This is a genomic window from Cupriavidus sp. 22TCCZM04-2, from assembly GCF_057798895.1.
Map to the genome: position 1 here is coordinate 26,623 of NZ_JBYOJS010000004.1, position 16,033 is coordinate 42,655.

Below are 16,033 nucleotides of genomic sequence, written 5' to 3' on the forward strand. Positions count from 1 at the left end.
CTAACTTGGCACCCCCATCAAAGCAGATAGACTCCATGCCATCGAACATTCTGCAGGAGAGCCCATGCGCAACACCCGTGACCGGATCCGCCACGCCGTCGGCTTCGAAGTCATCGGCTTGCTGGCGTTCGCGCCGCTTGCCAGCGTGGTGTTCGGCTACGAGCTGCACCAGATGGGGTTGATCGGCGCGGTCGCGTCGCTGATCGCGGCGGTCTGGAATTACGTCTACAACGTGCTCTTCGACAAGGCCATGCTGCGGTTCACCGGGCAGCTGCGCAAGCCGGTCTTTGTACGCGTGCTGCATGCCGTGCTGTTCGAGCTTGGCCTGCTGGTGGTGTTCCTGCCGTCGGTGGCCTGGTACCTCGATATCAGCCTGGTCGACGCGCTGATCATGGACATTGCCGTGGCCGGCTTCTATATGATCTATGCGCTGATCTACAACTGGCTGTACGACATCGTCTTTCCGGTGCCGTCGCTCAAGGCCGACAAGCGGGAAAGCGGCGCCGCGCTGGGCTGACATCGCGCCCGCGTCACGCGGGTATTCCCCGACGCCGAGGCGCCTTGTCCGGCCGGATCGAATAGTTATACTCCATAACGAAATTCGAGCCGACCGGACTAGGCGCCTTTTTGCATGGTCCCGCTGTCGCGCCATGACGCGGAGACCACATGAAGATCGCAATCGCCGGCGGCGGCATCGGCGGACTGACGCTGGCGCTGCTGTGCCACCAGCAAGGCATCGAGACTGAAGTCTGGGAGGCCAGCGAAACCCTGCGCCCGCTGGGCGTAGGCATCAACCTGCTGCCGCACGCGGTGCGCATCCTGTGCGCGCTGGGCCTGCGCGACGGGCTGGCCGCGATGGCGGTCGAGACCTCGTCGCTGTCCTATTTCAACAAGTTCGGCCAGCGCATCTGGCATGAGCCGCGCGGCCTTGCCGCCGGCTATGAATGGCCACAGTTCTCGATCCATCGCGGCGAGTTCCAGATGCTGCTGCACCGCACCGCCGTCGAACGCCTCGGCGCGGACCGCGTGCATACCGGCCATGCGTTCGAGTCGGTATTGAGCACCGGTACGCACGCCGGCGAGCCGGTGCGCTTCAGCCTGCGGCGCCGGCACGACCAGGCCGAGGTGCAAGCCAGCGCCGACATCCTGGTCGGCGCGGACGGCATCCATTCGGCGGTGCGCCGGCAGTTCTACCCGAGCGGCGACGCGCCGCGCTTTTCGCGCCGCATGCTATGGCGCGCCGTCACCGAAGCGCCGCCTTATCTCGACGGCCGCTCGATGTTCATGGCGGGACACCAGGACCAGAAGTTCGTCGCGTATCCGATCTCCGAGCCGCTGCGCCGGCAGGGACGCTCGCTGATCAACTGGATCGCCGAGCTGCGCGTTCCAGGCGATGTCTCCGACACGCCGCCGCGCAGCGACTGGAACCGCCAGGTCGACAAGTCGGTGTTCCGCGACGCGTTCGCCGGCTGGCAGTGGGACTGGATCGACATTCCCGCGCTGATCGACGGCGCCGCCGCCATCTACGAATTCCCGATGGTCGACAAGGACCCGCTGCCGCGCTGGACCTTCGACCGCGTCACGCTGCTCGGCGATGCCGCGCACCCGATGTATCCGATCGGCTCGAACGGCAGCGCCCAGGCGATCCTCGATGCGCAGTACCTGCTCCAGAGCCTGCTCGGCACGCGCGACATGGCCTATGCGCTGCGCGAGTACGAGGCCGAGCGGCTGCCGCGCACCGCCGGCATCGTGCTGCGCAATCGCATGAACGGTCCGGAGCAGGTCATGCAACTGGCCGAAGAACGTGCGCCGCAGGGCTTTGCCGATATCGAGCAGGTGATTGCGCGCGCCGAGCTGGAGGCGATCGCGCTGCGCTACAAGCAGTTGGCAGGTTTCGACCCGCAGTCGCTGCAAGCGGCCCGGCGCTGAAGGCCGGACAACGGACAAGCGACTCACAACCCATAACAACGAGAGGAGACAACCACCATGACGCCCCTGCGCCCGCGCATCCTTCCCCTGCTGATCCACTTCGCTGCCGCCGCGGCCCTGTCCGGCGCGGCCGGCGTGGCGATGGCCGACGTGACCGTCGGCGTGAGCCTGTCGACGACCGGGCCATCGGCGTCGCTGGGCATTCCGCAGAAGAACAGCATGGCCTACCTGCCGGAACGCATCGGCGGCGAAGCGATCCGCTACGTGGTGCTCGACGATGCATCGGACCCCACGCAGGGCACCAAGGTGGCGCGGCGCTTCGTCACGGAGGACAAGGTCGACATCATCCTCGGCTCGTCGGCGGTGGCGCCATCGATCGCCATTGCGGAAGTGGCCGATGAAAGCCAGACCGTGCAACTCGCGTTCTCGCCGATCGAACTGAAACCCGGGCGCGGCGCCTGGACCTTCCGGCTGGCCCAGCCGGTGCGCCTGATGGCGGAGGCGCTGGCCGCCACGGCAAAGGCCAATGGCGTAAAGACCATGGCCTTCATCGGCTTTGCCGACGCCTATGGCGAGACCTGGCTCAAGGACTTCACCACGGCCGCGAACGCGGCCGGCATCCGCCTGATCGCCACCGAGCGCTACGGCCGGGCCGATACCAGCGTGACAGCCCAGGCCATCAAGCTGATCGCCGCCAGGCCGGACGCCATCATGATTGCCGGCGCCGGCACCGGTGCGGCGCTGCCGCACACCACGCTGCGCGAGCGCGGCTACAACGGCCCGGTCTATCACACCCACGGCGCGGCCACCAGGGACCTGATCCGCATCGGCGGCCGCGCGGTCAATGGCGCCATCCTGCCGGCCGGGCCGGTGATCGTGCCGGAGCAGCTGCAAGCCGGCAATCCGGTACGGCAGCCGGGGCTGGACTATGTCGGCCGCTATGAAAAGCAGTACGGCGCCGAAAGCCGCACGCAGTTCGGCGCGCATGCCTATGACGCCGGGCTGGTGCTGCAGCGGATCGTTCCGGTCGCGCTCAAATCCGGCAAGCCGGGCACGCCGGAATTCCGCCAGGCTCTGCGCAAGGCGCTGGAGACCGAGCGCGACATCGTGGTGTCGCACGGGGTACTTAACTACAGTGCGCAAGACCACTATGGCTTCGACCAGCGTGGGCGCGTTATGCTGATAATCGAGAACGGCAACTGGAAGCTGCTCAAATGAGCCCTGAACCGTCAGACGCCCCAGTCGACATGGCACCGCATCCGGTCGCCACGGCCGCCGCTGAGCGCGGCACGCCAAAGCGCACGCGCGCCGCGGCCCCGCGGCGCAAACCCCGCGAGCCGCTGGCGCCCGATCCCGCGACGCCCGGGACGGCGGCCGACAGCGGCTTCGACCCGCATGTGCCGGATATCGACTACGGCGTGCTCGACACCCTGGTCGGCTACGCAATCCGCCGCGCGCAGATCCGCATCTACGAGGACTTTGTCGCGTCGCTGGCGCAATGGCAGATCACGCCACCGCGTTTTTCGGCACTGGTGATCATCTCCCGCAACCCGAAACTGAAACTCACCGAACTGGCGCGCATCCTGGGCATCGCGCGCTCCGGCGCGGTGTTGCTGGTCGATGCGCTGGAAGAGATGAACCTGGTCGCCCGCCGCCCCGCTCCCGAGGACCGCCGCGCCTACAGCTTGGTACTGACACCAACCGGCAAGCGCACGCTCGCGGCCGCGAAGCAGGCGGTCGTCGCCCATGATGCGCACGTGGCCTCGGCACTGACCGAGCAGGAGCAGGCCACACTCAAGTCGCTGCTCGGACGCCTGGCGCCGCCGCGGGCGCAGTAATTGCCGGCGCGTACGGGATGGCTGCGATGGCTGCCGGACGTGTCATCCGGCAGCCCCCGGCCATGCGTTAACATGGCCGCCATGCCAAGAAGAATCACCGTGTTTTGCGCGGCCGCCGTCCTGCTGCTTGCCGCCGCCCAGCCTCCCGTCCTCGCCCGTCCCGCCAAGGCCGCCAGGATTTCCGCCAGCATGCCGGCCGATGCCCCGCTGGTGCGCGCCGGCCTGCCGGCCCAGGTCGCCGCGGCGCTGCAACGCGCGCACGTGCCGGCCAGCGCGGCCAGCTTCTACGTGGTCAAGGTCGGTGCCCCATCGGCGCGCGCGAGCTGGAACGCGCAGCAGCCGATGAACCCGGCCTCGACCATGAAGCTGGTCACCACCTTCGCGGGCCTGCAGCTGCTTGGCCCCGACTACCGCTGGCAGACCTCGCTCTACGCCGACAGCCAGCCGGACGGCTACGGCACCGTCAACGGCAACGTCTACCTGCGCGGACGCGGCGACCCGAAACTGGTGCCCGAGGAAATGGCCAAGCTCGTGGCCAGCGCGCGCGCGGGCGGCGCCACCACGATCAATGGCGACCTGGTGCTCGACCGCAGCTACTTCGCCGACGGCCTGAACGGCAACGGCACCATCGACGGCGAAGTGCAGCGCGCCTACAACGTCGGCCCCGACGCGTTGCTGTACGCGTTCAAGACACTGTCGTTCACGCTGACGCCCGATGACGCGAACCGGTCCGTCGCGGTGACGGTAACGCCAGCCCTCGCGCAACTGCGCCTGGACAATCGCCTGACGCTGACCAACGGCCGCTGCGGCGACTGGCAATCGAGCGCCACGCCGACCGTGGCGCCGCAAGGGGACGGCACGGTGGTGGCGTCGTTCTCGGGCGCCTATGCGAGCGATTGCGGCGAACACGTGCTCAATATCGCAGCGCTGTCGCACAGCGAATTCGCGTGGGGCGGCTTCGTCGCCGAATGGCAGGCCGCGGGCGGGCGCTTCGCGCACCTGCCGGCCCTGCGCCGCGGCACGGTCCCGCGGGGCGCGGTTCTGCTGGCGCGGCACTACGGCCAGCCCCTGGGCGCGATCGTACGGGACATCAACAAGTACTCGAACAACGTGATGGCGCGCCAGCTGTTCCTGACCATCGGCGCCGAAATCGACCGCGGCGGCCCTGCCAGCACGGCGCGCTCCACGCGCGTGGTGGAGCGCTGGCTGAGCCGCCAGGGCCTGGACATGCCAGGGCTGGTGCTCGACAACGGCTCGGGCCTGTCGCGCGAGGAACGCATCAGCGCCTATGACATGGCGCGGCTGCTGCAGCAGGCGGTGGCCAGCAATGTCGGCCCGACGCTGCTCGATTCGCTGCCGATCCTCGGCGTCGATGGCACGCTGCGCAACCGGCTCACGCGCGCCAACGCGGCCGGCAATGCCTATCTGAAGACCGGCACGCTGCAGGACGTGCGCGCACTGGCCGGCTATGTGGATGCGCTCAACGGCGACCGCTATGTGATGGTGAGCTTTATCAACCACCCCAACGCGTCGCAGGCGCAGGAAGCGCACGATGCGCTGATGCAGTGGGTGTATCGGGGCGCACCCTGACACGCGCTTGTCAGCACGCCGCGCGGGCCAGCGTGGGGGCCAGCCAACGCTGGCCCCGATTTTGTTAAGTATCCACTTACCAGGGCCGCGCCCGCCCCTATAATGGCGCAATGCCGGCAGCCCTCGCTGCGCCGGCGCCCTCCGCGCAGTTCCCCCGACATTGCCCATGAATTCCCCTCAACCCTCGGCCTGGTTGCGCCTCTGGCATCGCATTGCACCCGCCGAGCGCGCCTCGTTTATCGAAGGCGTGCGCTTCTTTGCACCGTCGCTGCCCGCCGTGTTCTCGTGGGGCCTGGTCACGGGCGTGGCGATGAGCAAGTCCGTGATGACGGTGCCCGAGGCCATCGGCATGTCGCTGCTGGTCTATGCGGGCTCGGCGCAGCTCGCGGTGCTGCCGCTGTTCGCGGCCGGGCTGCCGTTGTGGACGGTGTGGCTGACCGCGGCCATCGTCAACCTGCGCTTCGTGATCTTCAGCGCGGGACTGCAGCCGCATTTCAGCTATATGCCGCTGTGGCGCCGCACGCTGCTCGGCTCGTTCAACGGCGACCTGCATTTCGTCTATTTCATGCAGCGCTACAGCACGCCGGGCTACGAGCCCGGCAAGGAAGGCTATTTCTGGGGCATGGCGCTGGCCAACTTCGCCATGTGGCAGGCCTCGTCGATCATCGGCATCGTGCTGGCGAGCCTGTTCCCGGACAGCTGGGGCCTGGGGCTGGCCGGCACCATGGCGCTGATCCCGGTGATGTTCGCCACCATCAATTCGCGCTCGACGCTGCTGGCCGTGGTGGTCTCGGCCATCCTCGCGCTGCTGTGCTTCGACCTGCCCTACCGATTGAGCCTGGTGGTGGCGGTGATCGGCGCCATTGCCGCCGGCATGGCCAGTGACGAGCTGGCCGCGCGCGCCACGCTGCGCCGCATCCACAGCCGCAAGACTTCCGCGCAGCCGACGGGCGAGTCCGCGGTCACGCCGGCGGAACAGGGAGACCGGGCATGAGCCACACGGAAATCTGGATCGCGCTCGCCGGCATGGCGGTGATCACCATCGTCACCCGCGCGCTGTTCCTCATGGCGGGCGAACACGTGACCGTGCCGGACCGGCTCCAGCGCGCCCTGCGTTACGCGCCGGCAGCCGCGCTCGCGGCCATCATCCTGCCCGACCTGATGACCTGGCACGGCCATTTCACGCTGGCGCCGTCCAACTACAAGCTCGTGGCCGGCATCTGCGCGGGCGTGTTCTACCTGTTCACGCGCCGCATGGTAGGCATGATCGCGATGGGCATGGCGGTCTACACGGCGCTACGCCTGCTCGCCTGACGGCGCCTGCCCGGCGCCCAGCACCACGCCAAGCCGCGTCAGCAGGTGCGCCAGTTGCGCCTGCGTGCCGGTGCCGGTCTTGGTGAAGATCGCCTTGAGCTGCGTGCGGCTGGTCTCGCGCCGGATGCCAAGCTGCTCGCAGGCCTCCGGCAGGCCGATGCCCGTGGTCAGCAGCATGGCCAGCCGGCTCTCGGCGGGCGTGAGTCCGTACAGTTCGCGCAGCACGCCGGCAATGCCCATGGCCTGCGCGCCGGCCTCATGCACCGCCACCAGCACGGCCGGGTGCTGCCAGTCGACGGCCAGATGGTGGGCCACCGGCAGCGGCAGCACCACGACCTGGGCCTCGCGGCCGTCCGGGCCGGTCGCGCGCAGCGCCTGCGCCGGCTGCACGATGGCCGGATCGACGGCGGTGCGCAGCACCTCGGGGAACGGTCGCGACAGCCGCCATTCTTCGGCCTTGAGCGATCCCGCGGCAGCGCCGGCCCCAAGCGCCACAATGGGCAGCAGCCGGCGGCTCCACGCCTCGCCGGCCTGGTTCGCCAGCAGGACCTGGCCGTCCTCGGTAAACACAATCACGGCAAAGGGCAGCCGCTCCAGCAACTCCGCCGAGACATGCGCGAGCGTCGACACCTGGCGCGTGCGGTCGCGCAGCGCGATGGCGTGGCGCACGTGCGGAATGGCCCAGTCCAGCGCGCGGGCATCTTGCGTCGAATAGCGCGCACCGCCCTGTGGCCGCTGCAGGGACAGGAAGACCTCGTAGTGCGGCTGCCGCTCGATCAGGCAGGCCATCAGCGACGACAGCCCGTACTGCCGGAAGAATTCGCCATAGAACGGCAGGCTGCGCATGGCCTGCTCGCCCAGTTCGCGCGAGTCGATGTACCAGTTGCCCACGGTCAGCTGCGAGACGAACGGGATCGCCGGATCCAGCGCCTCGTAGTAGTCACGGTAGGCGGCGACTTCTTCGGGCACCGGGTTGACCACCTGGTTGACCAGCACACGGTCGCGCACCGTATCGCGCACCACCAGCGCCGCGTGGATGCTGCCGCTGGACTGGCACAGCGCGGCCAGGCTGCGCTGCCAGGCATCGGCATCGAAGATGCCCTGGTAGAGCGCGCGAATGGTGTCGTGCATCTCGTCTTCGTTCATTGCCTTTCCTGCTTGTTCTTGTCAGGGCAATTGCCGGGCCGCGGCGGGTTCAGTCCCCTTCCAGTGCCGCCGCCAGCCGGGACAGCAGGTGCGAAAGCTGCGCCTGGCTGGTCGTGCCGGTCTTGTGGAATACGGCCTTGAGCTGGGTGCGGGCGGTCTCGTGACGGATGCGCAGCTGCTCGCTGGTTTCGGGCAGGCCCTGCCCGGTGACCAGGGCGGTGGCAAGGCGGGTCTCGGCCGGCGTGAGGCCGTACAGTTCGCGCAGCACCGTGCCCAGCTTCGGCGGCGTGGGGCCGTCTTCATGCACGACCACGAGCGCGGCAGGCTCCTGCCATTCGGAGGCGAAGGCGTGTGCCGGCGGCAGCGGCAGCACGATCACCTGCGCGCCGTTGCCGTGGCCGTCGGTGGCGTGCGCGGCCTGCGCCGCGGCGGCGCGCCGCGGATCGCAGGCGGCCTGCAGCATCTCGTCGAACGGGCGCGACAGCGTCCATTCCGATACCTTGCCGGCCGGGTCCAGGCGCCGCGCCCACTGTTCGCCGGCGCGATTGCCCATCAGCACCTGCCGCCGCGGCGACATGACCAGCAGCGCGAAGCTCAGGCGCTCCACCAGCTGGGACGACAGGCTGGCCAGCGTCGACAAGCTGTGCGTGCGGTCCCGCAGGGCCATGGCGCTGCGCATGTGCGGGATCGCCCACGCCAGGCCGCGCGTATCGTCGCTCGAGAAGACCGGCTGCGACATGGCGCGCTGCATCGAGAAATAGACCTCGTAGTGCGGCTGGCGCGCGACCAGGCAGGCCACGTAGGAACGCAGGTCGAACCGGTTGAAGAAATCGCGGTAGAACGGATGGCGCGACATGGCGCCCTCGCCGAGGTCGCGTGCGTCGATATACCAGTCACCCGGCTTCATGCGCGGCGCGAAATGCTTGGCCGGGTCGATGGACTGGAAGTTGCTCTCGTATTCCCCGAACAGCTCCACCACCGGATTGACGATCTCGTTGACGGTGACCTGGTCGCGCACGGTATCCCACACCATCATCGATGCGTGCGCGGTACCTGCCATCTCGGTCAGGATGCGCAGGCTCCCTTGCCACGCACCAGGGTCAAGAATGCCCTCGTACAAGCCACGGATCGCTCCATGCATGTCCGCTTCGTTCATCTGCTTCCCCTGCATTCACGACGAATTGTCCGCCCGGCAGGCTTGTGGCTCGCCCGGTGGCTTATTGTTGTTATGGCCGCTGTAGACCGGCTCTGTGCTCCTACGTGTCTGACAATGCAGACTTTGCATACATTACCGCACTCGGGGCAGGAGCACGATATACCCGGCACCCTGCTTTGGTGGGGAGCGATGTCGGCCAGCACACGCTCGAGACAAGGCTTGTGCACAAACAAGCACATCAATGGTGCAGGTTGGTCCGGAATCGTCTAGGCAATGACCACGATCAGGTAAAATGCTTGTTTCCCCGAAATTTCAGCGAAATCTCGCGCCATCACACCGTCATGACCTCCGTCTTGCGTCTATCCGACCTCATCTCCCAAGGCAAACTCTCCGGCAAGCGTGTCTTCATCCGCGCCGACATGAATGTGCCGCAGGACGACGCCGGCAATATCACCGAGGACACCCGCATCCGTGCGTCGGTACCCGCCATCGAGGCCTGCCTGGCTGCCGGTGCCGCGGTGATGGTCACGTCGCACCTGGGCCGCCCGACCGAGGGCGAATTCAAGCCGGCCGATTCGCTGGCGCCGATCGCCAAGCGCCTGTCGGAACTGCTCGGCAAGCCGGTGCCACTGGCGCAGAACTGGGTCGATGGCGTGCAAGTCGCGCCGGGCCAGGTGGTGCTGCTGGAAAACTGCCGCGTCAGCAAGGGCGAGAAAAAGAACAGCGACGAACTGGCGCAGAAGATGGCCAAGCTGTGCGACGTCTATGTCAATGACGCATTCGGCACCGCCCACCGCGCCGAGGCCACCACGCATGGCATCGCCAAGTACGCACCGATCGCCTGCGCCGGCCCGCTGCTGGCCGCCGAGATCGACGCGCTGGGCAAGGCGCTGGGCCAGCCGGCGCGTCCGCTGGTGGCTATCGTCGCCGGCTCCAAGGTGTCGACCAAGCTGACCATCCTGAAGTCGCTGGCCAGCAAGGTGGACAACCTGATCGTCGGCGGCGGCATCGCCAACACCTTCCTGCTGGCCGCCGGCCTGAAAATCGGCAAGTCGCTGGCCGAGGCCGACCTGGTCGCGGACGCCAAGGCCATCATCGACATCATGGCCGCGCGCGGCGCCTCGGTGCCGATCCCCGTGGATGTGGTCTGCGCCAAGGAATTCAGCGCCACCGCCGCTGCCACGGTCAAGGACGTCAAGGACGTGGCCGATGACGACATGATCCTCGACATCGGTCCGAAGACCGCCGCGCAGCTGGCCGAACAACTGAAGGCCGCCGGCACTATCGTCTGGAACGGCCCGGTGGGCGTGTTCGAGTTCGACCAGTTCGGCAACGGCACCAAGGTGCTGGCCGAAGCCATCGCCGATTCGAAGGGCTTCTCGATTGCCGGTGGCGGCGATACGCTGGCCGCCATCGCCAAGTACGGCATTGCCGACCGCGTGGGCTATATCTCGACCGGCGGCGGCGCGTTCCTGGAATTCCTGGAAGGCAAGAAGCTGCCCGCGTTCGAGGTGCTGGAGCAACGCGCGGCCGGCTGAGGCCAGATTCGCCCATGTCCGCACAAGGATCTCCCGTCATGACCCGCTCGACCAAGATCGTTGCCACCATCGGCCCCGCCTCCAGTTCGCTGGAAGTGCTGACGCGCATGATCGCGGCCGGGGTGGACGTGGTGCGGCTGAACTTCTCGCATGGCACCGCGCAGGACCATATCGACCGTGCGAAGCTGGTGCGCGAAGCCGCGCAGGCGTGCGGGCGCGAGGTGGCCATCATGGCCGACCTGCAGGGCCCCAAGATCCGCGTAGGCAAGTTCGAGAACGGCAAGATCACGCTCAAGCCGGGCGATCCGTTCGTGCTCGATTCGGCGTGCCAGCTTGGCAACGAAGGGCGCGCCGGCCTTGACTACAAGGACCTGCCGCGCGACGTGGGCCCGGGCGACCTGCTGCTGCTCAACGACGGCCTGATCGTGCTGGTGGTGGACCGCGTGCTCGGCAGCGAGATCTTCACCACCGTGCGCATTGGCGGCGAGCTGTCCAACAACAAGGGCATCAATCGCCAGGGCGGCGGCCTGTCGGCGCCGGCGCTGACGGCCAAGGACATGGACGACATCAAGACCGCCATGGCCCTGGGCGCGGACTATGTCGCGGTGAGCTTCCCCAAGAACGCCACCGACATGGAAATGGCCCGCCAGCTCGCGGCCGTGGCCGGCCAGCCGCACGGCCAGAAGGCGCGCATGATCGCCAAAATCGAGCGCGCCGAAGCCATCAACCCGGGCGTGCTGGAAGAGATCCTGCAGGCTTCGGACGGCATCATGGTGGCGCGCGGCGACCTGGCCGTGGAAGTCGGCAATGCCGCCGTGCCGGCGCTGCAGAAGCGCATGATCAAGCTGGCGCGCGAGGCCAACAAGCTGACCATCACCGCCACGCAGATGATGGAAAGCATGATCGTGAACCCGGTGCCGACGCGCGCCGAAGTCTCCGACGTGGCCAACGCCGTGCTCGACGGCACCGACGCCGTGATGCTCTCCGCCGAGACTGCCGCGGGACGCTTCCCGGTGGAAACGGTCGAGGCCATGGCCGCGGTCTGCATCGAAGCCGAGAAGTCCGAAGTCGTTCAGCTCGACACGGACTTCCTCAACCAGACCTTCTCGCGCATCGACCAGTCGGTGGCGATGGGCGCGCTATTCACCGCCTATCATCTGCAGGTGAAGGCGATTGCCGCGCTGACCGATTCGGGCGCGACCGCGCTGTGGATGAGCCGCCACCGCATCCACGTGCCGATCTACGCGATGACGCCCAACGTGGCGTCGCAGCGCAAGATGCAGCTGTACCGCAACGTGGTGCCGCTGCCGCTGCAGGCCAGCACCGACCGCGACACCGCGCTGGAGCAGGCCGAAGCGCTGCTGCTCGCGCAGGGCGTGGTGCAGCGCGGCGATTTCATCGTGCTGACCATCGGCGAGCCCATGGGCCAGCCCGGCGGTACCAACACCCTCAAGATCGTCAGGGTGGGAAGTTGAAGCAGTTTTTGCGGCGGCAGGCTGTGCAGGATTGCCCGGCCGCCCGGCATGGCGCAAAGCGCCATCAGAACAAGATACAGAGACACCCCATTTACCTTCAGGAGTTTTGACATGCCACTCGTATCGATGCGCCAGCTGCTCGACCACGCTGCCGAAAACGGCTATGGTCTGCCGGCATTCAACGTGAACAACCTCGAGCAGGTCCAGGCCATCATGCAGGCGGCCGACGAGGTCAATGCCCCGGTCATCATGCAGGCCTCGGCAGGCGCCCGCAAATACGCCGGCGAACACTTCCTGCGCCACCTGATCGAAGCCGCGGTCGAAGCCTATCCGCACATCCCGGTGGTGATGCACCAGGACCACGGCCAGTCGCCGGCGATCTGCCAGGCCGCGATCGACCTGGGCTTCTCGTCCGTGATGATGGACGGCTCGCTGCGCGAAGACGGCAAGACGCCGGCCGACTACGAGTACAACGTCGACGTGACCCGCAAGGTCGTGCAGCTGTCGCACGCGATCGGCGTGACCGTCGAAGGCGAACTGGGTTGCCTGGGCTCGCTGGAAACCGGTGAAGCCGGCGAAGAAGACGGCATCGGCGCCGAAGGCAAGCTGGACCACTCCATGCTGCTGACCGATCCGGAGCAGGCCGCCGACTTCGTCAAGGCCACCCAGCTCGACGCGCTGGCCATCGCCATCGGCACCTCGCACGGCGCCTACAAGTTCACGCGCAAGCCGACCGGCGACATCCTGGCGATCAACCGCATCAAGGAAATCCACGCGCGCATCCCCAACACCCACCTGGTGATGCACGGCTCGTCGTCGGTGCCGCAGGAACTGCTCGAAGAGATCCGCAAGTTCGGCGGCGACATGAAGGAAACCTACGGCGTGCCGGTCGAGGAAATCCAGGAAGCCATCAAGTACGGCGTGCGCAAGATCAACATCGACACCGACATCCGCCTGGCCATGACCGGCGCGATCCGCCGCTTCTTCGCCGAGAACCCGAGCAAGTTCGATCCGCGCGAATACCTGAAGCCGGCCCGCGAAGCCGCCAAGCAGGTTTGCAAGGCCCGCTACATCGCCTTCGGCTGCGAAGGCCAGGCCGGCAAGATCAAGCCGGTGTCGCTGACGGATATCGCCAGCCAGTACCAGTCGGGCAAGCTTGCCCAGGTTGTGCAGTAATGTCCCCTGACCGCCATCCGCGCATGCGGATGGCGGTTTGACGTTCCGGCCGCCGCGGCAGCTTCTTGCGCCCGGCGGCTTCGCCGTTTTATCGGAACCACCATGTCCAACGCTCTCTACCAGTCCTCCATCACTTCCCTGCCGCTGCTTGGCCACGGCAAGGTGCGCGACAACTACGCCGTCGGCGAAGACAAGCTGCTGATCGTCACCACCGACCGCCTCTCGGCCTTCGACGTCATCATGGGCGAGCCGATCCCCGACAAGGGCCGCGTGCTGAACCAGATGGCGAATTTCTGGTTCCGCAAGCTCGCGCATATCGTGCCGAACCATGAGACCGATGTCGCCGCGGAAACCGTGGTGAAGGCCGAGGAAGTCGCGCAGGTGCAGGGCCGCGCCGTGGTGGTCAAGCGCCTGAAGCCGATCCTGGTCGAAGCCGTGGTGCGCGGCTACCTGGCCGGCAGCGGCTGGAAGGACTACCAGGCGACGGGCAAGGTGTGCGGCATCGAGCTGCCGGCCGGCCTGCAGAACGCGCAGAAGCTGCCCGAGCCGATCTTCACGCCGGCCGCCAAGGCCGAGATGGGCGAGCACGACGAGAACATCTCGTTCGGTGAAGTCGAGGAACGCATTGGCGTGGCGCTGGCCCGCCAGATGCGCGACATCTCCATCCGCCTGTACAAGGAAGCGGCCGAGTACGCCGCCACGCGCGGCATCATCATCGCCGACACCAAGTTCGAATTCGGCCTGGACGAGAACGGCACCCTGACGCTGATGGACGAAGTGCTGACCGCCGATTCGTCGCGCTTCTGGCCGGCCGATTCGTACCAGGTGGGCACCAACCCGCCGTCGTTCGACAAGCAGTTCGTGCGCGACTGGCTCGAAGCCGTGCGCATCGACGGCAAGCCGTGGCCGAAGACCGCGCCGGCGCCGAAGCTGCCGGACGACGTGATCGAGAAAACCGCGGCCAAGTACCGTGAGGCGCTGACGCGTCTGACGGGCGAAGAACTGAAGTAAACCACTTCGTCATTCCCGCGCAGGCGGGAACGACAACAGAAGGAACAGATAACGTGAGCCAACAAGACAAGCCGCTCGTCGGCGTCGTAATGGGCAGCAGCTCCGACTGGGACGTGATGCAGCACGCCGTGGCCATGCTGAAGGATTTCGGTGTGCCGTTCGAGGCCCAGGTGGTTTCTGCGCATCGCATGGCCGACGACATGTTCCGCTATGCCGAGACCGCGCGCGGCCGCGGCATCCGCGCGATCATCGCCGGTGCCGGCGGTGCCGCGCACCTGCCGGGCATGATTGCCGCCAAGACCATCGTGCCGGTGTTCGGCGTGCCGGTGCCGTCCAAGTACCTGCGCGGCGAGGACTCGCTGCTGTCGATCGTGCAGATGCCCAAGGGCGTGCCGGTGGCGACGTTCGCGATCGGCGAAGCCGGTGCCGCCAATGCGGCGCTGCACGCCGTCGCCACGCTGGCCACCACCGACGAGGCGCTGGCCAATGCCCTGGAAGCCTTCCGCGCGAAGCAGACCGAGGCTGCCCGCGCCATGACGCTGCCGCTGTAATCCACCGAGCTGTAACCCCGGAAACCACGGAACCGAGCAATGCCGACCGATATCCATCCCTACCTCTCCGAAGCCCACACGCCGGAGTCGCGCGCCGAGTTCGGTGTCGACAACCCCAGCGCGCCCATCCTGCCCGGCGCCTGGCTCGGCATGCTCGGCGGCGGTCAGCTTGGCCGCATGTTCACGCATGCGGCGCAGAGCATGGGCTATCGCGTCTGCGTGCTCGACCCGGACCAGGACAGCCCTGCCGGTTCCGTGGCCGACAAGCACATCTGCGCGCCCTACACCGATGAGGCTGCGCTCTCCGAGATGGCTCGGCTGTGCCAGGCTGTCAGCACGGAATTCGAGAACGTGCCGTCGCTGTCGCTGGATCGTCTGGAACAGCTCGGCTCCTTTGTCGCGCCGCGCGGCTACTGCGTGTCGATCGCGCAGAACCGCATCGGCGAGAAGAAGTTCTTTGCCTCGTGCGCCGAGCGCACCGGCGTGCCGACCGCCCCGCACTGGGTCATCCAGCACGATGCGGACGTCGACCAGTTGCCCGACACGGTGCTGCCCGGCATCCTGAAGACCGCCCGCATGGGCTACGACGGCAAGGGCCAGGCCCGCGTGAAGACGCGCGAAGACGTGCGCGCCGCATGGAAAGCCATGCAGCACGTCCCGTGCGTGCTGGAGCAGATGCTGCCGCTGGCCTACGAGGTCTCGGTGCTGGCCGCGCGCGCCGCCGACGGCAGCACCGCCACCTGGCCGCTGGCCGAGAACGTGCATCGCGACGGCATCCTGTTCTCGACCACGATGCCGTCCACCAGCGTTTCGGCCGACATCGCCGACCGCGCCCGTGCCGCCGCCGCCATCATTGCCACGGAAATGGGCTATGTGGGCGTGCTGTGCATCGAATTCTTCGTGCTCACCGACGGCTCGCTGATCGCCAACGAAATGGCGCCGCGCCCGCACAACTCCGGCCACATCACCATGGATGCGTGCGAGACCAGCCAGTTCGAGCAGCAGGTGCGCGCCATGGCGCGCCTGCCGCTGGGCAGCACGCGCCAGCATTCGGCCGGCAAGATGCTGAACCTGCTGGGCGACGTGTGGTTCGAGTTCGGCCTGGAACGTACGCCGGCATGGGATGAAGTCCTGGCCCAGCCCGGCGCCAAGCTGCACCTGTACGGCAAGAGCGACGCGCGCCCGTCGCGCAAGATGGGCCACGTGAACTGCATCGGCGACAACGCCGAGGCCGCCGAGCAGGCATTCCAGGTGGCCGAGCAAGCGCTGCATATTCCGGTCTGAACTACGCTACGCTAGCTTCTAGGAA

At 67.3% G+C, this 16,033-nt stretch carries 15 protein-coding genes; 13 read left to right on the forward strand and 2 right to left on the reverse strand.

Features of this window, described 5'->3' with window-relative positions; translation table 11 throughout:
- Positions 1 to 64: 64 nt before the first annotated feature.
- The 7 genes from AC3FKG_RS08015 to AC3FKG_RS08045 all read left to right on the forward strand — a co-directional run bounded on the left by AC3FKG_RS08015 (position 65) and on the right by AC3FKG_RS08045 (position 6,671).
- Positions 65 to 517, forward strand: a complete 453-nt coding sequence (locus AC3FKG_RS08015) for a PACE efflux transporter (RefSeq protein WP_483710533.1) — start codon at positions 65 to 67, stop codon at positions 515 to 517.
- A gap of 149 nt (positions 518 to 666) precedes the next feature.
- Positions 667 to 1,929 (forward strand): flavin-dependent oxidoreductase, encoded by a 1,263-nt coding sequence (locus tag AC3FKG_RS08020; RefSeq protein WP_483710532.1) that lies wholly within the window; start codon positions 667 to 669, stop codon positions 1,927 to 1,929.
- Between the two features lie 57 nt (positions 1,930 to 1,986).
- Complete coding sequence (locus tag AC3FKG_RS08025) at positions 1,987 to 3,147, forward strand: ABC transporter substrate-binding protein (protein WP_488742817.1); 1,161 nt, start codon at positions 1,987 to 1,989, stop codon at positions 3,145 to 3,147.
- Positions 3,148 to 3,176: 29 nt separating this feature from the next.
- Positions 3,177 to 3,767 carry a MarR family winged helix-turn-helix transcriptional regulator gene (locus AC3FKG_RS08030; RefSeq protein ID WP_483710530.1) on the forward strand — a complete coding sequence of 197 codons (591 nt, stop codon included), beginning with the start codon at positions 3,177 to 3,179 and terminating at the stop codon, positions 3,765 to 3,767.
- Positions 3,768 to 3,839: 72 nt separating this feature from the next.
- Positions 3,840 to 5,357: a D-alanyl-D-alanine carboxypeptidase/D-alanyl-D-alanine endopeptidase gene (gene dacB / locus AC3FKG_RS08035; protein ID WP_488742818.1), complete on the forward strand. Its 1,518-nt coding sequence runs from the start codon at positions 3,840 to 3,842 to the stop codon at positions 5,355 to 5,357.
- A gap of 166 nt (positions 5,358 to 5,523) precedes the next feature.
- A complete protein-coding gene (locus AC3FKG_RS08040; protein ID WP_488742819.1) occupies positions 5,524 to 6,351 on the forward strand; it encodes an AzlC family ABC transporter permease in 828 nt (275 codons plus the stop codon).
- On the forward strand, positions 6,348 to 6,671 hold the full coding sequence (locus tag AC3FKG_RS08045; protein WP_483710527.1) for an AzlD domain-containing protein: 324 nt from the start codon (positions 6,348 to 6,350) through the stop codon (positions 6,669 to 6,671). Before AC3FKG_RS08040 ends, AC3FKG_RS08045 begins: the two co-directional genes overlap by 4 nt.
- On the opposite strand, the gene AC3FKG_RS08050 is transcribed toward AC3FKG_RS08045, so the two are convergent.
- On the reverse strand, positions 6,654 to 7,817 hold the full coding sequence (locus AC3FKG_RS08050; protein WP_483710526.1) for a helix-turn-helix transcriptional regulator: 1,164 nt from the start codon (positions 7,815 to 7,817) through the stop codon (positions 6,654 to 6,656). The genes AC3FKG_RS08045 and AC3FKG_RS08050 overlap by 18 nt on opposite strands.
- Before the next feature lie 49 nt (positions 7,818 to 7,866).
- Complete coding sequence (locus AC3FKG_RS08055; RefSeq protein WP_488742820.1) at positions 7,867 to 8,973, reverse strand: helix-turn-helix transcriptional regulator; 1,107 nt, start codon at positions 8,971 to 8,973, stop codon at positions 7,867 to 7,869.
- A 341-nt stretch (positions 8,974 to 9,314) separates the two neighbouring features.
- Between AC3FKG_RS08055 and AC3FKG_RS08060 the strand changes: the two genes are divergently transcribed.
- From AC3FKG_RS08060 to AC3FKG_RS08085, 6 genes are all read left to right on the forward strand, one after another.
- The gene (locus AC3FKG_RS08060) at positions 9,315 to 10,511 is read left to right on the forward strand and encodes a phosphoglycerate kinase (protein ID WP_488742821.1); all 1,197 of its coding nucleotides are present in this window, start codon (positions 9,315 to 9,317) and stop codon (positions 10,509 to 10,511) included.
- Positions 10,512 to 10,549: 38 nt separating this feature from the next.
- A complete protein-coding gene (pyk, locus tag AC3FKG_RS08065) occupies positions 10,550 to 11,986 on the forward strand; it encodes a pyruvate kinase (protein WP_483710523.1) in 1,437 nt (478 codons plus the stop codon).
- Between the two features lie 111 nt (positions 11,987 to 12,097).
- Entirely contained in the window at positions 12,098 to 13,162 is a 1,065-nt protein-coding gene (gene fba / locus AC3FKG_RS08070; protein WP_488742822.1) for a class II fructose-bisphosphate aldolase, read from the forward strand.
- 102 nt (positions 13,163 to 13,264) lie between these two features.
- On the forward strand, positions 13,265 to 14,173 hold the full coding sequence (locus AC3FKG_RS08075; protein WP_483710521.1) for a phosphoribosylaminoimidazolesuccinocarboxamide synthase: 909 nt from the start codon (positions 13,265 to 13,267) through the stop codon (positions 14,171 to 14,173).
- Between the two features lie 53 nt (positions 14,174 to 14,226).
- Positions 14,227 to 14,724: a 5-(carboxyamino)imidazole ribonucleotide mutase gene (gene purE, locus AC3FKG_RS08080; RefSeq protein ID WP_483710520.1), complete on the forward strand. Its 498-nt coding sequence runs from the start codon at positions 14,227 to 14,229 to the stop codon at positions 14,722 to 14,724.
- Positions 14,725 to 14,763: 39 nt separating this feature from the next.
- Positions 14,764 to 16,008: a 5-(carboxyamino)imidazole ribonucleotide synthase gene (locus AC3FKG_RS08085; RefSeq protein WP_488742823.1), complete on the forward strand. Its 1,245-nt coding sequence runs from the start codon at positions 14,764 to 14,766 to the stop codon at positions 16,006 to 16,008.
- Positions 16,009 to 16,033: the final 25 nt, after the last annotated feature.